The organism is Plantactinospora sp. DSM 117369 (assembly GCF_053764795.1).
Genome location: NZ_CM132446.1, coordinates 8,750,758 through 8,773,426 on the forward strand (window position 1 = coordinate 8,750,758; position 22,669 = coordinate 8,773,426).

Annotated in this window: 15 protein-coding genes; 3 read left to right on the plus strand and 12 right to left on the minus strand. The window is 73.0% G+C overall.

Going from position 1 to position 22,669, the window contains the following annotated elements:
• Positions 1–55: 55 nt before the first annotated feature.
• The 5 genes from ACSMXO_RS37440 to ACSMXO_RS37460 all read right to left on the minus strand — a co-directional run bounded on the left by ACSMXO_RS37440 (position 56) and on the right by ACSMXO_RS37460 (position 5,489).
• The gene (locus ACSMXO_RS37440; RefSeq protein ID WP_455415629.1) at positions 56–562 is read right to left on the minus strand and encodes an NUDIX domain-containing protein; all 507 of its coding nucleotides are present in this window, start codon (positions 560–562) and stop codon (positions 56–58) included.
• A complete protein-coding gene (locus ACSMXO_RS37445) occupies positions 559–762 on the minus strand; it encodes a hypothetical protein (protein WP_455415630.1) in 204 nt (67 codons plus the stop codon). The genes ACSMXO_RS37440 and ACSMXO_RS37445 overlap by 4 nt, the downstream gene beginning before the upstream one ends.
• Positions 763–1,133: 371 nt before the next feature.
• A complete protein-coding gene (locus ACSMXO_RS37450) occupies positions 1,134–2,093 on the minus strand; it encodes a hypothetical protein (protein WP_455415631.1) in 960 nt (319 codons plus the stop codon).
• Entirely contained in the window at positions 2,090–2,446 is a 357-nt protein-coding gene (locus ACSMXO_RS37455; RefSeq protein WP_455415632.1) for a PadR family transcriptional regulator, read from the minus strand. Before ACSMXO_RS37455 ends, ACSMXO_RS37450 begins: the two co-directional genes overlap by 4 nt.
• A 247-nt stretch (positions 2,447–2,693) precedes the next feature.
• Entirely contained in the window at positions 2,694–5,489 is a 2,796-nt protein-coding gene (locus ACSMXO_RS37460; RefSeq protein WP_455415633.1) for a M14 family zinc carboxypeptidase, read from the minus strand.
• 486 nt (positions 5,490–5,975) lie between these two features.
• Between ACSMXO_RS37460 and ACSMXO_RS37465 the strand changes: the two genes are divergently transcribed.
• The gene (locus ACSMXO_RS37465; RefSeq protein WP_346259296.1) at positions 5,976–7,403 is read left to right on the plus strand and encodes a UDP-glucose dehydrogenase family protein; all 1,428 of its coding nucleotides are present in this window, start codon (positions 5,976–5,978) and stop codon (positions 7,401–7,403) included.
• A gap of 253 nt (positions 7,404–7,656) precedes the next feature.
• A complete protein-coding gene (locus ACSMXO_RS37470) occupies positions 7,657–12,717 on the plus strand; it encodes an SCO7613 C-terminal domain-containing membrane protein (RefSeq protein ID WP_455415634.1) in 5,061 nt (1,686 codons plus the stop codon).
• Positions 12,718–13,139: 422 nt separating this feature from the next.
• Here the strand turns inward: ACSMXO_RS37470 and purE are convergent, their stop codons facing one another.
• The 7 genes from purE to mca form a co-directional block, all read right to left on the minus strand.
• On the minus strand, positions 13,140–13,613 hold the full coding sequence (purE, locus tag ACSMXO_RS37475; protein WP_346259346.1) for a 5-(carboxyamino)imidazole ribonucleotide mutase: 474 nt from the start codon (positions 13,611–13,613) through the stop codon (positions 13,140–13,142).
• Between the two features lie 55 nt (positions 13,614–13,668).
• Positions 13,669–14,844: a 5-(carboxyamino)imidazole ribonucleotide synthase gene (locus ACSMXO_RS37480; protein WP_455415635.1), complete on the minus strand. Its 1,176-nt coding sequence runs from the start codon at positions 14,842–14,844 to the stop codon at positions 13,669–13,671.
• A gap of 13 nt (positions 14,845–14,857) precedes the next feature.
• Positions 14,858–16,858, minus strand: a complete 2,001-nt coding sequence (locus tag ACSMXO_RS37485; protein WP_455415636.1) for a thioredoxin domain-containing protein — start codon at positions 16,856–16,858, stop codon at positions 14,858–14,860.
• A gap of 87 nt (positions 16,859–16,945) precedes the next feature.
• Entirely contained in the window at positions 16,946–17,707 is a 762-nt protein-coding gene (locus ACSMXO_RS37490) for a MerR family transcriptional regulator (RefSeq protein WP_346259292.1), read from the minus strand.
• Positions 17,708–17,815: 108 nt separating this feature from the next.
• Positions 17,816–20,584 (minus strand): EAL domain-containing protein, encoded by a 2,769-nt coding sequence (locus ACSMXO_RS37495; protein ID WP_455415637.1) that lies wholly within the window; start codon positions 20,582–20,584, stop codon positions 17,816–17,818.
• Positions 20,585–20,769: 185 nt separating this feature from the next.
• Complete coding sequence (locus ACSMXO_RS37500) at positions 20,770–21,075, minus strand: hypothetical protein (protein ID WP_346259290.1); 306 nt, start codon at positions 21,073–21,075, stop codon at positions 20,770–20,772.
• Positions 21,076–21,130: 55 nt separating this feature from the next.
• Complete coding sequence (gene mca, locus ACSMXO_RS37505; protein ID WP_346259289.1) at positions 21,131–22,012, minus strand: mycothiol conjugate amidase Mca; 882 nt, start codon at positions 22,010–22,012, stop codon at positions 21,131–21,133.
• A 209-nt stretch (positions 22,013–22,221) separates the two neighbouring features.
• Here mca and ACSMXO_RS37510 point away from each other — a divergent pair, with 209 nt between their 5' ends.
• Complete coding sequence (locus ACSMXO_RS37510) at positions 22,222–22,656, plus strand: DUF4307 domain-containing protein (RefSeq protein ID WP_455415638.1); 435 nt, start codon at positions 22,222–22,224, stop codon at positions 22,654–22,656.
• Positions 22,657–22,669 lie beyond the last annotated feature (13 nt).

The following is a 22,669-nucleotide window of genomic DNA, read 5'->3' on the forward strand; positions in this document are numbered from 1 at the left end:
CGTCCGTTTAGGCCGGCCAGGGTGGGTCGTGGTCGTAAGAGATGGGGCCGACGAGTCACGACGCGGCGTGGCCATTCTCGAGATACGCGGTCTGGCCTTCCGCTCGCGCCCGGCTACTGGCGGCGGCTCGGCGGGCGAGCAACGGTGAAAGTCGTTGTTCCTGCTCGTGCGGAGTCGACCAGGCCCAACCGCGCAGTTCATCGGGTGGTAGCTGGATGGCCGCGACCTGCTCGTGGGACAGCTGGCCACCGTCGAACACGATCATAAGGCCCTCGGTGCGGCCGGGGCGTGGTGGCACCCAGTCGATGGTGAGTAGCCGGCCGGGCTCGACGGTTAGCCCGAGTTCCTCCTGGATCTCGCGGACGGCGGCCGCTCGGGGTGACTCGTTGGCTTCGACGCAGCCGCCGGGCAGTTCCCAATAGGTCTTGGTGTAGGCGGGTTCGACGAGTAGGAGCCGGTCGGTATCGTCGAAGAACAGGACTGCTGCGGCCATGCGCTTGGTGGGCAGGCTGGCTGTGTAGTCGGCGACGGCCTGGTCCGCTTCGGTGGGGTCTGCGGTCATGATTGCCCTCCGGGTCGGTTGGAGTGAGCGGGGCGTCGCGTCGCGGTAGCGATGTGGGTGACCTTCGTGGCCGCTTCCAGCGCGGCACGTAGTTCATGGTTGTCTAGGGCGAGACGGTGGATGCTGGCGATGGCGATCTCCAGCTGCGTCTTCAGGTCGGTGTTCTCGCGTCGCAGGCGTGCCATCGCTTCAGCGGCCATCGGCGGTGTCGTCGAGGGTTCGCCTTGCGGGTTCGCCTGCTGGTGCCGCCGCGTGCTGATTTGCCGGGCGATGTCGGGAAAGTGCCGGCGCAGGGTGGTGTTGCTGAGGCCAAGGCGGCGGGCCAGGGGCAGGACGCTAGGGCGTCTGGCAGATGCGTCGGCCTCGGCGATGACGGCGTCCTTGGCCCGCGCAACAATGCCACCTTGTCGATCACATACGTCGCCAACGGCGGGCGCGGGCCGTTCACTGGCGGATCAGTCGGGTGAGAGACCGGCGAGAGGTGCGCCGGAGTGAGAGTCGACTGACGGGATTCCGGCAGGGGCGGTCGCCGCAGAATGCCGTTGACGGCATTCTGCGGCGACCGCGCTGCCTACAAGGCGACTTGCCGGCGAGTAGCCACCCCGCTGACCGTGAGCGTGACCGCGAGCATTCCAATCATCGCCGCGAGAAGTAGGGTCTGGTTGCCGACTCCCCAGGCGTCCTGCTTCCAGCCCATCAGTTCGCGGGCCAGGACACCGAGGATCGGCACCGGAAGTAGCCCGCTCGCGACGACGGATAGCCGCACATCAAACGCCGCCCCCATGATGGCTGCCGTGAGCCAGGCGACCACGATGACCGCCTGCCCAAACCCGCTGTCCCATCCATTGAGCGGATTAGGTGCCACGATCGCCACCACCACCGCTGCCACGACAAGCCAGATCCAGGGTCGCCTGACCTGTGCTTGACGCGTACTGAGCAACGGAAGCATCGTCAGTACGGCCAACACGCACGCCCACGTCGAGAAGTCCAAGGCCAGGTGGAGAACCGCCTCGGGCCTCGACCCGCCGCTCACCTCAGCGCCCGTCCATTGCTCTACGTACAACTGGTTGTGCGCTACGGGGTACCAGTGGTCAGCAATGAAAGCGCTGACGGTTACGGCGAGTGCGAAACGGTAGCGAGCCCATGCCGCAGCGGCCAGGGCGAGCAGCAATAGCGCGGGCGTAACCAGGCTGCCGGTAACCACGGCAGTGGAGGAAGTGCCAGGCAGCAGCAGCCACAGGCGCCACATGACCGGCATGGCCGTGAGGACGATGCCGCACACGAGGAGGGACAGCGCGGTCAATCGCAGCGCGGAGTATCGCAATGCCGGCCGGGAACCGAGTCGGTCCACGCCGGTGCGGGCGCGCAGACCTCCGGTCAGGAGCGCCAGGGACTCCCGAAGGTTCGGGTGTCCGCGGTCCGTCTCGCCCGCAGCCAGCAGCGTTTCTAGCATCTCATCGGCCCGGTACTGCCGATAGGCCCGCGGGTACGCGCGCAGCAGCCACCGGTAGCGGCGTTCCAGGCCGGTCATGCCGGCGCCGTCCGCACCGTCGCGACCGTCGATCCGACGGAACGGTCTCGAACGACCCGAGCCGCGGCGGCCATCCGCGCCGCCTCCTCACGCAGTGCGGACAACCCATGCCCGGTCAGCTCATACGCGCGGCGGGCACGACCGTTGACCACCCTCTCCTCGGTCACTCGCACCATCTCCTCGCCGGTGAGCCGGTCCAACGCGGCGTACAGGGTGCCAGTCGTCAACCGCACCCGCCCGCCGGACAGCTCCTGCGCCCGCTTGACGATGGCGTAGCCGTGCAGCGGTTCATCCTGCAACGCAGCGAGGATGAAGTACGTGGGTTCGCGCATCGCCGCGAAAGACCTAGTCATGTTATCAACATAAGCAGATGATCGACGTATTGGTCAAGGACCGGGCTGGCCATCACGGGTATCCGCGGCATCCTGATCTGTCACCCGATCGGGCGACACGACGCGTGACGGGCGTGCGGTGGCGACAACGCGCTGGTGGTGCCGTCGACCGTGATCGCGCAGTCCGATACGCAGGCCCGGGTCGGCACCTCGACAAAGCAGTGGAGGGTGGGACTTCCGCCCACCCTCCACCGTGTACCTCTGTCGGCTAGCCGACGACGGAGCGCAGCGGAATGCCCGCCGCGCGGATCTCGCGGACCAGGTCACGCAGGAACGGGTGCTCGTCCGACGACAGACCCTCCGGGTTCGGGATGGTCAGGTACCCCGTGCCGTCCGCGGTGCCGACCCGGGCGTCGCCGGTGTGCCGGGCGACGATCGCCCGGGTCCGGTCCAGGTCGGCGGCGGCGACCCGGAGGGAGATCGGCCGCCACTCTCCGCCCAGGTTCTCCGCTGCCGGCGCCGCCGCTGCGGAGGCCCGAGCCGGCGGTACGGCCGGAGCCGTCGCCCGGGCGCCCGGCGACGCCGACGGAGCCGACGACGGCGCCAGCAGCGCGTTGGCGACCAGGTGCAGCCCGCTCTCGTTGTACGCCCGGAACAGCGGGTTGAACGCGAACAGCACCGCCCGGCCGGCCCCGGTCGGCTCGTCGACCAGCGCGACCGTGCCCTTGAGCGCGTCCGCGTGCTCGGTGAAGCCGTTGAGCCAGAACCGGCCGTCGGCCGGGTACGTCAGCACGTTCTTTCCGGTCGTGCTCGGCGACAGGATCGAGTCGTTGTTGTTGAACTCGAAGTCCTCGGCCGGCCGGCCGAGCCCGACCGGGCTGCTCCGGTCGACGTCGACCCGCAGGTGCGAGCCGATCACCGTATAGCCGGTCGGCTTCGGCAGCTCGACCGTCGAGGTGAGCCCGGCGGAGCGGGCCATCCGGGTGCCCTGGTTGCGCAGCCCGACGTAGGTGCCGCCGGCGGCCACCCAGGCCCGCAGGTTGGCCTGGCCGGCGGCGGTGAGGCCGCCGGTCGGGTTGCTGCCGTCCGGCACCAGCAGCACGGTCCGGCCGGTGAAGGCGGCGGTGTTGTCGTTGATGTCCGCCGTGCCGACCGGCGTGAGGTCCAACCCCCACTGGTCGCCGAGCACGTACCGGGCCTCACCGTGCGAGCCGGCGGTGGTGGAGATGCCGGTGCCGGCGAACAGGCCGACGTCGGGCAGGGCCAGCCTGGTGCCGGCCGGTGCGCTCCGGCGAGCGGTCAGGGTCACCCCGAGGGAGCGGGCGAGCTGGTCGCGCCCGCCGGTCAGGCTGGCCGCCGGCAGCGTCACGACGCCGCTGCGCTGGTCGCGCCGCAGCTCGACGCCCGCGCCGAGCAGCTTGAAGGTCAGCTCGGCCGCCGCCGCCGAGTCCAGCGGGTACGCGTACGAGCCGTGCCTCGGCGCGCCCGCGTCCCGCCCGCCGTCGATGCCCCGGACCCGCTCCGCCCTCGGCGAGAGCTTGTCACCGGTGTAGACCGTCTGCACGCCCATCAGCAGCGGGTTGCTCCAGGACGAGACGTCGTAGAAGTACGGGAACGGGACGTACGGGTCCTCGCCCATGATCGCCTGGATCCAGTGCTTCTGCGGCTGCTCCATCGGGATCCAGTACGCGCCCTCCGGCACCGGGTAGTTCCGGGCCGACCGGCCGCCGAAGATCTTCGCGTTCGGCACCTTCACCGGCTTCGTCAGCCGGTACACCTCGACGTCCATCCGGCGCAGCCGCTCGACGAGCTGCCGTACGTCGCCGAGCTGCCGGTTCGGCAGCAGGAAGTACGACCGGATCGTCACGTCCGGCACCGGGAACTGGACCTCGTTGGTCGGCTGCACGACCTCGTTGGGCTGGAGCTTGCCGGCCCGCCCCTCGGCCAGAGCGTCCTTCCAGATCTGGAAGTAGTCCGACAGGATCTCGCGCCGGTTCTCCGAGGCCCAGCCGACGGTCGCCCACTGGGTGGTGAACTGCTGCTGTACCCGGTCCTGGACCGCCGACGAGCTGCCCTTCTCGTACGTCATCCCGGCGGCCCCGAAGCCGGTGGCCGGCACCGTGTCGCCGTACCCCATGAAGAACATGTCGTAGGTGTCGTAGTTGAAGTAGCACTCGCTGGTGACCGTGTCGGTGCAGGCGCCGTTGTAGCCGAAGGCGGCGGAGTTGGCCGCGCCGATCCGGTTGATCCAGTCGACCGCCTCGTCGGAGATCTCGTGGTGGATCGGGTCCGCGTTCGGCGGGAAGAAGTACTCGTCGCCGCCCATCTCGTGCGCGTCGACGAAGACCTGCGGCGGGTAGCGGCGCAGCATCTCCAGCTTGGCGTCGGTCTCCGGCTGGGTACGCGAGAACCAGTCCCGGTTCAGGTCGAAGCCGTACTCGTTCTGCCGGCGCCCGGCGTCCCGGCCGTCCGGGTTCTGCGTCGGCACGATGATCGTGACGAGGTTGTCGTTGCGCTCGCGTACCTCGCAGGAGAGGCCGGCGGCCAGCTCGTAGAGGGTCTTCAGCGCGGCGTCGCCGCCGGAGAACTCCCCGCCGTGCACGTTGCCGGTCACCCAGACGATCGCCGGGCCCTTCGCGGCGATCTCCGCCGCCTTCCGGTCCGACAGCCTGCGCGGGTCACGCAGGTCGCGGATGTCCTCGGCGATCCTCTCCAGCTCGCCCCGGCGCAGGTGGTCGGGGTCGGAGACGATCGCGTACGGCATCGACTGGCCGAGCACGCTGTTGCCCAGGTTGCCGGTGATCACCCGGTCCGAGGCGGCGTCGACGGCGCCGAGGTACGAGCGGATCTCATCGTCGGTGACCACCCGCTGCTGGCCGAGGCCGAGCGGGAAGCCAAGATGCTGCTCCGGGCTCGGCACCCCGGTCAGCCGGGCGGACGGGTCCTGAGTGCACCCGGCCGGGGTCGGCGGCTTGCCGGGGTGGGCCCCGGCCGGGGTGCCGGGCAGCAGCGGCAGTGGGGCGAGCAGCAGCGCGATCGCGGCCCCGCCGATTCGCCGGGACATCGATCTGAGAGGCTTCGGATGGGTCGTCGGGGGGAACTTTGAAACCGTCATCTGACGTTCAGATTCCCTTCTCCGGGATGGGGGTGAGGTCTGGAGGAGATCGCCCTGAAGGTGGCTCGGAGCCTATGAGCAGCCATTTCCGTCGGTCAAGATCTTCTAGGAACGGCGTTCGCCCACCCGCTACGAAACACGCCTACCAGCAGAAATCAGGGGAATAGGCCCGAGAAGGGGCGGCCCGGACGGCCCGGAGGCGGTGCACCGGACCGGCCGGCACGCTGTGAAGATGCCGACCGAAGGTGCACCGGGAAGCGCGGTCCGCGTAGGCTCAGCGCTTGTCGTCCCGGCGCGGATGGCCGACTCGCCGGCCGCGCACCCTCGACACCAGGTGAACAAGGCCCACAATGTCCGACATCGGCGCTCTCCTCCGGCGCCGACCTCCCACCGCGACGCAATGAAGCGCCGCCACTGCGAGCGGAGAACACAGGCGTGACGATCCCGTACCCGAGCACTCAGCCCATGCCGACGATCCCGGCGGTGACCCCGCCGTCCGGCGCCGCCCGCCCGCGTCTGACCTTCCTCGGCACCGGCTACCTGGGCGCGACGTACGCCATCTGCTTCGCCGAACTCGGCTACGAGGTGATCGGCTTCGACGTCGACGCCGAGAAGATCGCCAAGCTCGCCGGCGGCGACGTGCCGTTCCACGAGCCCGGCCTGGACGAGCTGCTCAAGCGCAACCTGGCGGCCGGCCGGCTCCGGTTCTCGACCGACATCGCCGAGACCGCCGTCTTCGGCGACGTGCACTTCATCTGCGTCGGCACCCCGCAGCGGGCCGACGGCATGGGCGCCGACCTGTCGTACGTCGAGGCCGCCGTCACCGGGCTCTCCCAGCACCTGACCCGCAAGGCCCTGATCGTCGGCAAGTCCACCGTCCCGGTCGGCACCGCCGAGTGGATCGAGCAGCTCGTCGGCAAGCACGCCGAGGCCGACCTCGGGGTCGAGGTCGCCTGGAGCCCCGAGTTCCTCCAGGAGGGCTTCGCGGTCGAGGACGTGCTCCGGCCCAACCGGATCGTGGTCGGCGTCAAGAGCGAGTGGGCCAACGGCATGCTCTACTCCGCGCACAAGGGCGTCTTCGACCTGGCTGCCACCGAGGACCGGGAGGTTCCGCTGGTGGTGACCGATTTCGCCACCGCCGAACTGGTCAAGGTGGCCGCGAACGCCTTCCTGGCCACCAAGATCTCGTTCATCAACGCGATGGCCGAGGTCTGCGAGGTGGCCGGCGGCGACGTCACCCAGCTCGCCCGGGCGATCGGCTACGACCCCCGGATCGGCAACCGCTTCCTCCAGGCCGGCGTCGGCTTCGGCGGCGGCTGCCTGCCCAAGGACATCCGGGCGTTCCAGGCCCGGGCCCAGGAGCTGGGTGCCGGCGAGGCACTGCGCTTCCTGCACGAGGTCGACCTGATCAACCTCCGGCGCCGCAGCCGGGTGCTCCAACTCGCCGCCGAGCTGCTCGGCCGCCGGTACGGGCCGGCCGGGCCCGACCTCTCCGGCACCCGGGTCGCGGTGCTCGGCGCCACCTTCAAGCCGAACTCCGACGACGTCCGGGACGCCCCGTCGCTGGCGGTCGCCGCCGCGCTGCAGAAGGCCGGCGCCGACGTGCACGTCTACGACCCGCAGGGGATGGAGAACGCCCGCCGGGAGCGGCCCGAGCTGGCGTACGAGCCCAGCATGAACGACGCCGTACGCGGGGCCGACCTGGTCTGCGTACTCACCGAGTGGGCCGACTTCCGCAACGCCGACCCGGTGGCGCTGGGCGAACTCGCCGCCGGACGGCGGGTCGTGGACGGTCGCAACTGCCTCGACTCCGGACTGTGGACCCAGGCCGGCTGGGAATACCGGGGCATGGGCCGGCCGTAGCGCCGGAATCGCCGCCGCACCCACAGTCGCCGCGAGGCGGGCGCCCGCTCGATAGCGGACCGACCGGACGGCGACAATCGTGAATTCGACGCCGACTTGCCGGCCGTGGACCCATCGAGGTCCACGGCCGGCCTTTTAGGATCTCCTCAGCCGGGGTTCGCACGCGATCGGGGACTGTTCAGGGTCGCCCGGCATGGGCATGCTTCGGTGGGAAGCCCGTGATGCGGCGTCAGCGCCGGCTGGAGGGGGTGCCGTGAGTACGACGTACCAGTGCTCCTCGTGCGGCCGGAGGATCGAGCCGGCACCGCACTGCCCGCACTGCGGGACCGAGCAGCTCCAGTGGGCCGACGACGTCGCCCGGATCGAGCGTTCGATCGCCGAGATGAAGATCCGCGAGGCGGCGCTCGCCAAGGAGCAGAAGACGATCGCCTCGCAGATGCAGGCGGCGCTCTTCCAGCGGGACATCCTGTCGCACGCGGCGGACCAGCGCCGCAAGCAGAGCACCAAGCCGCGCCGGGTGCTCCGGCGCAAGGCCAACCGGCGCCCACCGACCGCCGCGCCCGGCACGTCCCCCGGCGGGCCGCCGCCCCGGGTACCCCGGCAGCCGAGAGGTGGCGGCCCCGACCGGATGGCGCCCCCCGCACCGCCGCCGCCCCCACCGCCACCTCCCGGCGCCGAACCGGCCTGGGACGACGGGAAGGCCCGCCCGGAGGCCTCCACCCGAGAGGTGCAGAACATCCTGCTCGGGCTCGGGGCGCTGCTGCTCGGCATCGCGGCGGTGGTCTTCGTCGCGGTCGCGCTCAGCTCGCTCGACGACTTCAGCCGGGTGGCGATCCTGGTGCTGGCCACCGCGCTGATGCTGGCCGTACCGCCCCGGGTGGCCCGGCGCGGGCTGATCGCCACCGCCGAGACCATCGCCGCGGTCGGGCTGCTGCTGGTACCGCTGACCGGCTACTCGCTCTGGACCGTCGACCGGTTCGGCGACAGCGGCCTGCCCGGGTCGCTCTTCGCGGGGCTGACCTTCCTGGTCACCGCCGCCGTGGCGGCCGGCTACGCCGGGGCGACCGGGCTGAACGCGCCCCGCTACGCCGCCGTACTCGCCGTGCAGCCGATCCTGCCGCTGCTCGCGTACGCCTTCGTCACCGGGCCGGGCGGCTGGGCCCTGGTGCTGGTGGTGGTGTCGCTCGGCAACCTCTATCTCGGCCGGCTCTTCGGCGACGACGGGCGGCTGACCGGCTGGCCGGCCCGGTTCCGATCCGGGCCCGAGGTGCCGGTCGACGTTCCGCCCGCTGCACCGACGAGCCGCCCCGACGACCGGCCGGCACGGGTGGGCGACGACGACCCGACCGACCCCGACCGGGACACCCACGACGGGACCGGCCCGGACCGGCCGGAGACCTTCCCCGAGGAGGCGGACGCGGTCGTCCAGGCCGACCCGGCCCAGGGCGGGTCGGCGAAGCGGGTCCGTACCCCCGGCGTCCGGCGAACGGCCAGCACTCCGTGGGTACGGGAGCTGGCCTGGACGCTGCACGGGGTGGCCTTCGCCGTCGCCGTGATCTGCGCGGTCCTCTCGCTGGTGAACGCCGACACCGTACCCGGTGCGACCCGGGCCGGCCTGGCGCTGCTGCTCGCCGCCGGGGTCGGCATGGTCGGCGCGCTGGCGTTGCGCCGGCCACCCCTGCCGGACATCGCCGCCGGGATCCTGACCCTGGCCGTGATCGGTGCCGCCGGTCGGGTCGCCGCGGTGGCCCTGCCGGGGCGGGCACTGGTGGTGATCGCCGCCGTCATCGCGCTGACCGGGCTCGGCGTACGCGCGGTGCCCGAGGCTGCCCGGCGCGGGCCGCAACTGGCGTCCGCCGCCGCCCTGATCGTCATCGGCATCGTGGTGGCCGGCGGCGCGCTGCGGGCCGCCCTGGCCCCGATCCGGGCTGCCCTGCCGGTCTGGGAGGCCGACCTCTCCGCATACCCCGGAAAACTCGCCGCCGGGGTCGGCGACACCTCCTGGCAGCTCGCCACCACCGCGCTGCTGCTCACCATCGCCGCCGTGCTCTCCTCGCCACCCGAGGTACGCCGCGAGTTCGCCGTGGTCGGCGCGGCGCTGACCGCACTGGCCATGCCCGCCTCCTTCGGGTTCGGCTGGGTCGCCGCCCCGTGGCCTCCGGTGCTGGTCGCCGTCGGCATCGGACTCGTCGGGCTGACCGCCGAGACCCGGCGGGCCGCCCTGACCCACGCCGTCGCCGCCGCCGTGGTGGGACTCGCCGGGGCCGCCGCCTCGGTGGCCCGGCCCGGCCTGACCGCCGCCGTCCTGTTCGCGCTCGCCGTCGGCGGGGCGCTGGTCGCGCTCGCCCCGCTCGCCCGTACGGTACCGCTGGGCCGGTGGTCCGGAGTGCTCGGCGACTGGGCGGCCGGCGGGGCGGCGTTCGCCTTCCCCGGTGCGGTGGCGGCCTTCGTCGCCTCGGCGGTACCCGTCGACCCCACCCCGACCGTCCTGTCGGTACGGGAGGCCAGCCAACCGGTCCTCGCCGCCAGCTTCCTGGCCGTCTGCGCGGTCCTCTGCTACGCGGCGGTCACCCAGGTGGCCCAGCGGCAGATCGGCGTGCCGCTGGCCGTCGGCACCGGCCTCGGTGCGCTCGCGGTCACCGCGGCGGCCTTCGGTGCGCCCGGCGCCACCCTGCCCGACGCCCTGGTCGGCGGGCTGCTGCTGGTCAGCGCGATCCTGCTGGTGCTGGCGCCGTCGATCGACGCCGGCCGGCGGGCGGACCGGCTGCTCGACGGCTCGGACATTGCCGCCGCGGCGGTCACCGCTGCACTGGTGGGCACCCTCGCCCGGATCGCCGGGATCCTCGGGGACGGCGCCGAGCTGGCCGCCGCCGCCTTCCTCATCCTGGTGGTGGCCGCCGGGATCCGGGCCATGCCGGCCGACTGGCGGCGCGGGCCGATCCTCGGCATCGCACTGACCGGCGGCCTCGTCGCGCTGCTCGCCGGCTGGACGGCGGCCAGCGGTGGGCTCCAGGTGCTGGCCACGCCCGGCCGGCTCTGGGCGGCCGACCTCGCCCAGTGGCACGTCAGCGAGGCCGGCACCGGCTGGCAGGCCCCGGTCGCCCTGCTCCTGCTCGCCGGAGCCGCCGCGATCGCCCTGCCCCGACCGTGGGCGTACGACGTCGCTGCGGTCTGCGTCGGACTCGCCACCATCGGCATCCCGGCGGCCTTCGGGCTGCCCTGGTGGTCCCCGATCGTGGTTGGCGGGGCCGTCGCCACCGTCTACGGGGTGAGTTCCGTGGTCGCCGCCGATCCCCGGGCCGGGCTGGCCCGGGCCACCGTCGCCGGTGCGGTCGCCTTACACGCGGTCGGGGCGAGCCTGGTCCGGCCGTGGACGACCGCCGCCGCGCTCGGCATCGTCGCGCTGATCGGCGCCGTCGTCGCCACCCTCGCCCGGGCCGTCGGCACCCTCTCCGGCCCGGCGGAGGAGGCCGACTCCTGGTCGATGCCGCCGCAGACCGCCCAGATCGGCGGGCTCGCCGCCGGTGGGGCGCTGTTCGCGCTCAGCGGCGCACTCGCCTCGCTCGCCGCCGCGCTGCACTCGCCGGCCGAGGTGGTGGTGCTGGCCACCCTCGCCGGGGCGAGCCTCGGCGTGGCGGTGGTCGGACTGGTCCGCCGCCAGGTCCCGCAGTACCTCCCGTACGCCACCATGGGCATCGTCGGCGGGGCGACCGCGACCTCGGTGGCGGCCCTGCTCACCGGCCTGCCCTGGGGCGTCTACGCCGCCGCGGCCGTACTGCTCGGGGTGCTCGCCGAGCTGGTCCGGGCGGTCACCCCGGCCCCGACCCCGCTCCGGGAGCCGATCCGGCGCTGGTCGGTGATGCTCGGTGGCGCGCTCCGCCGGCTGCCCGAGCCGGCCCGGGGCGGTCGCTGGTCGGTCAGCCCGGCTGTCGGGGCAATGCTCGCGGCCGCCCTGCCGACCGCGCTGGCCGTGGCGGCGCTGGCTCCCGCCCTGGTGGTGGCGCTGGTCGAGCCGTACCAGACGCTCGCCCAGATCTGGGACGGGCCACCGGCGGCGCTGACCGATCCGGAGCCCCAGGCCGTCGATCCCGGCAACGTGCTGGCGGCCCTGCTGCTGACCATCGCGGCTGGGCTCGCCGCCACCGGGTTCAGCGGCGGCCGGCCGGCCCGGGCGGTGCCGGTGGTGCTGCCCGGGGCCGCGATCACCCTGCTGATCACCCCGATCTCGCTCGACCTGGGCTGGCCGAACAGCACCCTGGCCGCGCTCGCGGTCTTCACGATCGCGATGCTCGGACTGGCCCTGACCCCGCCGCCGCCGGACGCCGAGGTCGCTCGCTCGCTGCGGCTGACCCGAATCCTGGTCTTCGGCATCGGGTTGGCCGCCGGCGGTGCCGGGCTGGCCGGAGCGCTGGCCACCCGGGAGCTGACCCTGTTCACCCTGGGCGCGGCGGTGGGAGTCGGCGCGGTCGCCGCGCTGGGCGGCCGGACCCAGAACGCCCGCATCCTCGGCTGGCTCTTCGCCTCGGTGATGGCCCAGACCTTCGTCTTCACCGGCGGGCTGGTGCTCGGGCTCGACCCGGCCTGGTCCGCGTTCGGGGTGCTGGCGGTGGGTGCGGTGCTGTTGCTGGTCGCCGCGATGCTGCCCCGGCTGCGCCGCCCGGAGTCGATGCGCGAGGCGACCACCGTGGAGTGGAGCGGGTACGCCGCGGCGCTCATCGCCGCCGCGCTCGCCTACGACTCGCCCCGACACATCGCCGCGCTGCTCGCCGCCTGGGGCGCCGTACTCGGGATGGCCGCCGTACGGCCGTACCGCAGTCCGGTCGAGCGGCGCACGCTCTTCTGGTCGGCGGTCGGCTGTGAGGTCGTCGCCTGGTGGCTGCTGATGGCGCTCGCCGACGTCGCGCTGCCGGAGGCGTACACGCTGGCGTTCGCCGCCCTGGCCCTGCTGGTCGGCTTGCTGGAACTGCGGCACCGCACCGACCTGAGCAGTTGGGCGGCGTACGGGCCGGCGCTGGTGGCGGCGTTCCTGCCGACCCTGGTGATCGTGATGGCCGGCAACGACAGCGCGGTGCGGCAGGTGTTGCTGCTGCTCGGCGGGGTGGCCACGCTGATCTGGGGATCCAACCGGCGGCAGCAGGCTCCGGTGATCATCGGTGCGATCGTCACCGCGCTGGCCGCGCTACGCGCGCTGTTCAGCTTCGGGCCGTGGCTGGTGCTGATCCCGGTCGGCCTGCTGTTGCTGGCGTTCGGGGCCAGCAACGAGAACCGGCGCCGCACCCAGGAGCGCTTCCGGGCGGTCCGCGGCATGCGCTGACCGCCCCCGCCGCGGCGCCGCGAAGCTGCGGCGGGGTGCGGTGCGGCGGGGTGCGGTGCGGTGCGGTGCGCGAAGCTGCGGCACGGGACGCCTCCAGCGGCCCGGCGGCAGGAGTGCCGCGCGCAGACTGTCGAGCTGGGTGCACAGATGGGGCAGACGCCGAAGGAGCCACGGCGGGCGGCACGGGACAAGCTCCATCGGGCGGGCGACAGGGCCTTCGACCTCTTCGACCCGGAACAGGTCCGAGGCAAGAAGCGGGTGGGCGCACCGACGGGGCAGCTCCGACCCGGAGCAGGTCCGAGGTCAAGAAGCGGGTGGGCGCACCGACGGGGCAGCTCGACAGTCTGCGCGGCAGGTAATCTCCGGCAGCGACGGAGCCGCGTCCAGCTAGTCCACCCGGCGGCCGGGGTCGGGACCCTGAGCTATGCGCCGAGGCTGGCCCGCAGCGTGGCTTCCTTCTGGGCGACCAGCACCTCCAGCTCGGCCTGGTACGCCACCATCCGGTCCCGGAGCGTCCCGTCCGAGGCGGCCAGGATGCGTACGGCCAGCAGGCCCGCGTTGCGGCCGTTGCCGATCGAGACGGTCGCCACCGGGATGCCGGCCGGCATCTGCACGATGGAGAGCAGCGAGTCAAGCCCGTCGAGGTGCTTGAGCGGCACCGGCACCCCGATCACCGGCAGCGGGGTGGCCGAGGCCACCATGCCGGGGAGCGCGGCGGCCCCGCCCGCACCCGCGATGATCACCCGGATGCCCCGGCCGGCGGCGGCCTGCGCATAGTCGATCATCTTGACCGGGGTACGGTGCGCCGACACCACCCCGACCTCGTAGCCGACGCCGAACTCGGCCAGCGCCTCGGCCGCCGCGCCCATCACGGGCCAGTCCGAGTCGCTGCCCATGATCAAGCCGACCGGCGGCGCCGACTCCGTCACGCCGACACCTCGCGGCACTCGCTCACTCGTGTCCCTCCCGTAGCCACCAGGCGGCCCGGGCGGCCCGGGCGCGTACCTTCTCCAGATCGTCACCGAGCACCGTGACATGCCCGATCTTGCGGCCGGGCCGGACCTGCTTGCCGTAGAGGTGCACCTTGGCGCCCGGGTCCTCGGCGAAGAGGTGGTGCAGCCGCTCGTCGATCGACATGCCGCCATCCGGGCCGCCGAGCACGTTCGCCATCACCACCACCGGGGCGGTCAGCGCGGTGTCCCCCATCGGGTAGTCGAGCACCGCCCGCAGGTGCTGCTCGAACTGCGAGGTCCGGGAGCCCTCGATCGTCCAGTGCCCGGAGTTGTGCGGCCGCATCGCCAGCTCGTTGACGACCAGCGCCGGTTCGCCGTCCGCGCCGGTCACCTCGAAGAGCTCCACCGCCAGCAGGCCGACCACACCGAGCGCGGTGGCCAGGTCGATCGCGAGCTGCTGGGCCCGCAGCGCCACCTCCTCCGGCAGCCGGGGCGCCGGCGCCAGCACCTCGACGCAGATGCCGTCCCGCTGCACGGTCTCCACCACCGGGTACGCCGCCACCTGGCCGAACGGCGAGCGGGCGACCTGCACCGCCAACTCCCGGCGCAGCGCGACCCGCTCCTCGGCGATCAGCTCCGTACCGGCGGTGCGCAGCGTGCCGACCAGCTCGGCGGCCTCGGTCGGGTCGGAGACGACCCAGACGCCCCGGCCGTCGTAGCCGCCCCGGGCCGCCTTGAGGATCACCGGCCAGCCCAGCTCGTCGCCGAAATCCACCAGGTCGTCCGGTTCGACGACCGGCCGCCAGCGCGGCACCGGCGCTGTCAGCTCGGTCAGCCGCTCCCGCATGGCCCGCTTGTCCTGCGCGTAGCGCAGCGCGTCGGCGGGCGGGTAGACGGCCACCCCGGCCTCGGCCAGCGCCCGGACGTGCTCGTTCGGCACGTGTTCGTGGTCGAAGGTGACCACGTCGGCGCCGTCGGCGAACTCGCGCAGCGCGGCGAGGTCGGTGTGCTGGCCGTACCGGACGTCGGCGGCGACCAGTGCGGCGCCGTCGGAGGGACTGAGCGCGAGGACGCGGAGCGACTGGCCGAGGGCGATCGCGGCCTGGTGGGTCATCCGGGCCAGTTGGCCGCCACCCACCATGCCGACAACGGGCAGACCCGTGCGGGAATCCATAGCGGGCGCAAGCCTAACTCCCGGTGACCCCGAGCTGCGCCAGCAGGGCGTCAGGGGTGGTCACCGGGCGGTCGCAGACGAAGCCCCGGCAGACGTAGACGGCCGGGGCGCCGTCGATCATGGGTCGGTCGGCGAGCAGCGGTACGCCAGGCCGGTCCGGCTCGCCGGCCACCACCACCGCCCCGGGCGGGGCGTGCCGGTGCGCCAGCGCCAGCAGCGGATCGCCGGCCGGCTCGGGTGTGACCACCGCGATCTCGTACGGGCCGGAGAGCAGCGCCTCGCCGACCGTGGCCGCGTACCCGGTGAACCGGGCGTGCCGGGCGACGATCGGCGCGACGGTCTCCAACGCCGCCACCGCCGCCTCCCGGTAGCGCACCTGGCCGCCCAGCGCCGAGTACGCCACCAGTGCCGCCGCCACCGCCGACAGCCCGGACGGGCTGGCGTTGTCGGTCGGGTCGGCCGGCCGGCTCACCAACTGCTCGGCGTCGTCGGCGGTGTCGTAGAAGCCGCCCTGGCCGGTGCCGAACCGCTCCAGGGCGACGTCCAGCAGCAGCCCGGCCAGCTCCAGCCAGCGGCCGTCGCCGGTGAACTGGTGCACCGCGCAGAACGCCTCGGCGACGCAGCCGTAGTCCTCCAGCACCCCGGCCGGCTCGCCGACCCGGCCGTCCCGGGAGACCCGACGCAGCCGCCCGTCGACGATGTGCCGCTCCGCCAGCACCTCGGCGATCCGCACCGCCGCCGCCCCGGCCACCGGGTCGGCGGTGAGGGTGGCGTACTCGACCAGGGCGGTGACGGCCAGCCCGTTCCAGGCCGCCACCACCTTGTCGTCCCGGGCCGGCTGAGGCCGGCGGTCGCGTACCTCCCGGAGTGCGCCCCGGACCCGCTGCCAGCGCTCCTGGATCTCCGGGTCGGCGTCGTCGATGTCCCGGGCCAGCCGCAGCACGCTGGTGCCGTGTTCAAAACTGCCGGCGTCGGTGACCGCGAAGAGGTCGGCGGCCCACCGGCCGTCGTCGGGGCCGAGCGCCTCGACGAGCTGGGCCGGGGTCCAGGCGTAGGTGGCACCCTCCACGCCCTCGGTGTCGGCGTCCAGGGCCGAGGCCAGGCCGCCGGCCGGGGTGTCCAGGTCGGCCAGCAGGAACGCGGCGGTCTCGGCGGCGATCCGGGCGGCGAGCGGGTCCCCGGTGAGCCGCCAGAGCTGGGTGTAGACCCGGAGCAGCAGTGCGTTGTCGTAGAGCATCTTCTCGAAGTGCGGCACCGTCCAGTGCCCGTCCACGGAATACCGGGCGAAGCCGCCGGCGAGCTGGTCGTAGATGCCGCCCCGGGCCATCGCCTCGCAGGTGTGCCGGACGATCTCCAGGTCGCGGGTCGCGCCGGTGCGCTGGTGGTGCCGGAGCAGGAAGAGCAGGTTCATCTGCGGCGGGAACTTGGGCGCCCCGCCGAAGCCGCCATTGGTCTCGTCGTACTCCCGGGCGAGCTGCTCGGCGGCGGCGTCGAGCGTCTCGGCGGTGAGCGGGGCGGTCGGCCCGCCCACGGCCTGGGCGCCGGCCAGTGCCTCGACCACGGCGGCGCCCTGGCGCAGCACCGCCTCGCGCTGCCCGGTCCAGGCCTCGGTCACCGACTGGAGCAGCCGGACGAAGTTGGCCTTAGGGAAGTAGGTGCCGCAGAAGAACGGGGTACCGTCCGGGGCGGCGAAGACGGTCATCGGCCAGCCGCCCTGCCCGGTCATCGCCTGGGTGGCGGTCATGTAGACCGCGTCGACGTCCGGCCGCTCCTCCCGGTCCACCTTGATCGGGACGAAGTTCTCGTTCATCAGCTTGCCGACGGCCTGGTCCTCGAACGACTCGTGGGCCATCACGTGGCACCAGTGGCAGGCCGCGTAGCCGACCGAGATCAGCACCGGTACGTCCCGGCGGCGCGCCTCGGCGAACGCCTCGGCCGTCCAGGGCCACCAGTCGACCGGGTTGTCCTTGTGCTGGAGCAGGTACGGGCTGGTCGCGCCGGCCAGTCGATTCACCCGACGACCATAACCGCTGCGACGGTACGGCGCTCGGTTGTCGGGCGGGTCTGCAGCCCCGCCCGCCACGCCGACCGCTCAGTGCGGTCAGCCGGTCAGCCGGCGCTCGGCGTAGACCTTCATCGCGTCGGCGATGAAGGCCGCCGTACCGGCGCCGTGCCGGTCGTAGTTAGCCGTGAACCGGGGATCCGCGACGTACATCTCGGCCAGTGCGAGGAAGTACTCCCGGTTCACCGGGTTACCGGTCCCCGACAGCCACTCGTGGTGCCGCCGGGTGATCGCCTGCACCTCCTCACCGTCGGGCGCCGCCCCGGCGGCGTGCGCCCGGCCGAAATCGGCGGCTATGTCGAGTTGCCGCTGCCCGAACGCCTTCTTCTCGTCCTCGCTCAGCGACCGCCACCACCGGTCACCCCGCTGGTACGCCTCCTTGCCCCAGCGCTGGGTGACCTCCTCCTCGTACCGGGTGTGGTCGAAGCCGTCGAACACGTCCTCCGCCATCAGTTGTTCACCTCCCTCCACCTTGCGCAGGGTGGTCCGGACCGACTCGATCTGCCGGCCGATCCGGTCCCGCTCCTGTTCGAGGATCCGCAGGTGGGTACGGAGCGCGGCAGCACTGTCCCGCTGCCCGTCCAGCACCTCGGCGATGGCCGGCAGGCTCAGGCCCAACTCGCGGAGCAGCAGGATCCGCTGCAACCGGAGCAGGCACTCCTGGTCGTAGTAGCGGTAGCCGTTCCGGCCGATCCGGCTCGGTGCCAGCAGTCCGATCTGCCCGTAGTGCCGCAGCGTCCGGCTGGTCGTACCGGCCGACCGGGCGATCTCCTGGATCGACCACTCCACCGTGCTCCCCACCCCTGTGGTTCCGTCGTACCCCACCAACGGTAGAAGTTGACGTAGCGGCAGAGTCAAGCCGCCGGAACGGTCGGCACGGTCTGGGCTCGGATGATCGGGAAGGAGCCGCTAGGAGGCGCCGTCGGCGCGCAGCGGCAGGATCCGCGCCTGCGCGGAGTCGAGCAGCGACCGCAGTACCGCGACGATCTTGTCCGACGGCATCGGCCGGAAGAAGTGATAGCCCTGGGCGGCCGTACAGCCCAGCTCGGCGAGCGCGGCCCGCTGGTCGGCGGTCTCCACCCCCTCGGCCACCACCCGCAGTCCCAACTCGCGGCCAAGATCCACCGTGGTCCGGACGATGGCCGCCGCCTCCGGCGACTCGGCCATCTTCATCACGAACGACCGGTCGACCTTCAGCTCGTCCACGGAGATCCGGGTCAGGAAGGTCAGCGAGGAGAACCCGGTGCCGAAGTCGTCGACGGCCAACTGCACGCCCATCGCGCGCAGCGCGGAGAGCACCTCGTCGATGACCTCCAGCTCGCTCATCACCACCGTCTCGGTGATCTCCAGGACCAGCCGGTGCGCCGGCACCTGGTGCCGGCGCAGCGACTCGGCCACCTCGGCCGGCAGCCGCGGGTCGAGCAGGCTGCGCGCCGACAGGTTGATCGAGATCGGTACGTCCAGACCGTGCCGGGCCCAGTCGGCGGCGACACCGAGCGCCTTGTCCACGACGTACCGGGTGAACGCGCCGAGCAGTTCGCTGCCCTCGATGGTCCGGACGAAGTCCGCCGGGGTGAGCCGGCCCCGCCGCGGGTGCCGCCAGCGGATCAGCGCCTCCACCCCGGTCGGCTCCCCGGTGCAGAGGTCGACCGCCGGCTGGAGCGCCAGTTCGAGCTGGTCGTCGACGTCCAGCGCCTCCCGCAGCTCGGCGAGCAGGGCGAGCTTGTCGGTGCTGGCCGCGTCCCGGGCGCTGTCGTACGACGCGACGCTGCCGCCACCCTGCTTCGCCTGGTACATCGCGATGTCGGCGCGACGCAGCAGCTCGGTCATGTCGGCCGTACCCGCACCGGCCACCACCACCCCGACGGAGACCTCGACCGACATCCGTACCCCGGCCACCTCGATCGGGGTGGCGAGCAGCTCGACGATCTCCCGGGCCCGGCGCAGCACGTTCGGCATCGGCGACCGGTCGGTGGCCGGCTCGGCCAGTACCGCCGGGGAGGGGATCAGCAGCGCGAACTCGTCGCCGCCGAGCCGACCCAGCAGCTCGCCGGGGCGGACCAGCGCGTCCAGCCGGTCCGCCGTCACCTGGAGCAGCTCGTCGCCGGCCGCGTGCCCGAGCGTGTCGTTGACCTCCTTGAAGTGGTCGATGTCGAGCAGCAGCAGGGCCACCGGATGATCGTGGCCGAGCTGGTGCAGCGCCACGTCGCCCTTGCTCAGCAGCGCCGCCCGGTTGATCAGGTTGGTCAGCGCGTCATGCACCGCCTCGTACGACGACCGGGCCGTCACCAGCCGGAGCTGGCGGTGCGTCGCCGCGTCGTGCAGCGCCGCCGCCAGCGCGTCGCCGAACGCCGAGAGCGCGTCCTGCTCCCGCTGGCCGGGCGGGGCGGAGTGGGGGAACCGGACCCGCAGCTCGCCGACCGGGGAGGTACCGACCACCAGCGGTCGGGTCAGCTCCTGCACGGTCCGCCCGATGGCCGTCGAGCCCTGCCCGGCGCCGGCACGACCGCCGGCCGCACCGGCATCTCGGCCCGCCGTCAGGTCGCCGCCGACCTGGCTGGCGACCAGGTCCAGGCCGAGCCGGCTGGCCAGCGGCAGCCGGCCGTTCCCGTCGCCCGACGACCCCGACGACCCCGATGACCCGCCCGGCTCGCCGGAGTCGGCCCGCTCGGCCGTACTCAGGTCGCGGTGCACCACCGGCCGGCCCGGCTCGCCCCGGTAGCGCCGCCACCGGCCGTCGCCGCGCCGCACGTCCACCTCGACCCACTCCGCACCGAACAGGGCCAGCGGGCCGGTCACCCCGGCTGTTGCGACACCGTGCTCGTCGAGCTGGTTGAGCGCGCCGGTGGCCTCGGCAAGGGCCCGCCAGGCGCGGCGCTCGTCGTCGGCCCGGAGCCGGTGACTGTACGTCTGCTGGAGCAGCCACAGCACCGGCGGCAGGAAGAGCAGCCAGCGCGGGTCGTACTCGACCACGGCCACCACGGCCAGCCCGACGAAGACGTTGCCGACGAACATCAGCAGCTTGCCCTGGAGGGCACGGAGCAGCGCCGGCCAGGGCCGTTCGCCGTGCCGCAGTGCCAGGGTGAGCCCGGCCAGGCCGGCGCTGGCCAGCAGGTAGGTCATCGAGCCGACGGCGAGAGCGGCGATCAGCGGAGGCGTCAGGCCGGTGACGAGGACCGTGCCCAGCAGGTCCGGGAGCGGCCTGCCGAACGCTCCGGCGACGGTCAACGCGACCGCGACGGCCAGCGCGACGGAGACGGCCAGCGAGGCGGCGGCGTGTACGACGTCCAGCGCGGAGCGCCGGTCCACGAAGATCGTCAGCAGCGTCCAGGCCAGCACCGCACCGAGCAGGGCGGCGGCCGGCAGCCAGCCGGGTGGTACCAGGGAGAGGCCGATGATGAACGACGCCTCGCCCCAGGTGACACTGACCCGGCCCGAACCGACCCGGAACCGCAACCGGAAGAGCTGCGCCGTCGCCATCACGGCGGTGGCGATGCCGAGCCGGGCCACCACCGGCAGCGGGCCGTCGGCGGGCAGGTCGGTGGGGATGAGCAGGCCGGCCACGGTGAGGGTCACCGCGACGGACAGGGCGATGGAGGTGAGCACCCGCACCCCACGGGGTGCCGACGCGATGCCGACCAGAGCGAGGAAGCGCCCGGACCGACGGCCGGACGTCACGGATCGCCGCCGTTCGCTGGCGACCGCTTCGCGACCCGGCCGTGCCGCAACCGGCGCTGGGCGTCGGGTCTGGTTCTCATCGGCGCCCCCTCCCGCGCACGGTGCGGGGACTTTTGGTCCCCCGGCGGAAGGCTAAGCCAATCCGATTGAGCGCAACAGGGGGCGCCTGGCCGGATTAGCGTGAATCATGGCGCGGACTGGCTGTTCCGGCCCTGCTGGGAGGTATTGGGAGCGCTTCCACCAGATTCCTCCGCCGCAGACCCGTCGGCAGACGGCTCCGCGGCACCCGGCTCGGTCTCCGGCGGCTCGTCGTCCCGTTGCTGGGGGAAGCGGTCCGGTAGCCGACGCAACCGGGCGTTCATGTTACGGATGAGCAGAACGGTGGCGATGGCCAGTACGGTGATCAGGAAGAGACCCATCGGTCCGGCCAGGCCACCGGTCCGGGTGTCACCGAAGTTGTTCTCCGCGAGCACCTGCGCAGCGGTAAGCATGACTGGGAATCCTCCGATGTGGTGGCCTACCCCCTTACGGTACGCCTGCCTCCGCTCACCGGACCTGCGCGGTCTCCCGTACCCCGGCGAAGAGGTCCGACTCGGGCAGCGGGCTGTCGACCACCGAGCGGACCAGTTCGAAGTCCTCCGTCGGCCAGGCCTGCTGCTGCAACTCCATCGGCACGTGGAACCAGAACCCGTCCGGGTCGACCTGGGTGGCGTGGGCGCGCAGCGCGTCGTCGCGGACCGGGAAGTAGTCGGCGCACTCGACCCGGGTGGTGATCCTCGGGCCCTTGTCCGGCCGGTCCTCCCAGCGCTCCAGCCACTCCGCGTACGGCGACTCCGCGCCACGGGCGAGCATCGCCTCGTGCAGCGCCATGATCTTGGCCTTGGAGAAGCCGATGTCGTAGTAGAGCTTCAACGGCTGCCAGGGCTCGCCCAGCTCCGGGAAGCGCTCCGGGTCGCCGGCCGCGTCGAACGCCGCCACGCTGACCTTGTGGCACATGATGTGGTCGGGGTGCGGGTAGCCGCCGTCCTCGTCGTAGGTGGTGACGACGTGCGGGCGGAACTCGCGCATCAACCGCACCAGCGGCGCGGCCGCGACCTCGACGTCCTGGAGCGCGAAGCAGCCCTCGGGCAGCGGGGGCAGCGGATCGCCCTCCGGCAGCCCCGAGTCGACGAAGCCGAGCCACGCCTGCTCGACGCCGAGGATCGCCCGGGCGGCGTCCATCTCGGCCCGGCGGATCTCGGCGATGTTGGCCCAGACGTCCGGCCGGTCCAGCTTCGGATTGAGCACGCTGCCCCGCTCGCCGCCCGTACACGTGACGACGAGGACCTGCACGCCTTCGGCGACGTATTTCGCCATGGTCGCGGCGCCCTTGCTCGACTCGTCGTCGGGATGGGCGTGCACGGCCATCAGACGTAGCTGCTCTGCCAACTCAGGTGCTCCCTCGTGATGCCCGGGCCGGGCTCGGCCCCCGTCCCCCTGAAACGCCCGCCCTCCGCCGACCCGGGAGCCGCCCCCGAGGGCGGCCCGCGATCCGGCCGGTCGTGGACCTGCCAGACCCGGCCCGGTTGTCGACTGAGATGATGGGCGTACCCATTCTTGCCGATGCCACCGACAACCGTCCCAGGAGATACCCGCCGGTGCCCGAGACGCCCGCCACACCCGTACCGGCCGCCCCGGTCTTCCCACCCGGCCGGTACGGCCACCGCCGCGCGCACCGGCGCCGCCACCCCTGGGTCTCGGCGCTGCTGGCGGTCGCCCTGCTGGCGGTGCTGGGGGCGGTCTCCTACCGCCTCTACCGGCAGTACGGCGACCCGAACTACGACGCCCAGGTGATCACCTACACCGAGATCACCGACAGTCAGCTGGTGCTCGACTTCCGGGTGACCGTGCCGGCCGGCGGCTCGGCGACCTGCGTGCTCCGGGCCCGTTCCAAGGACGGTGCCGAGGTCGCCCGCGAGGAGGTGCGGGTGGCCGCCGAGCCGGGGCAGCGGCACGTCACGGCCCGGCACCGGCTGGCCACCACGGCCCGGCCGATCCTCGGCGAGGTGCTCCGCTGCCGCCCGGCCGGCTGAGCGCCCCGGCCCG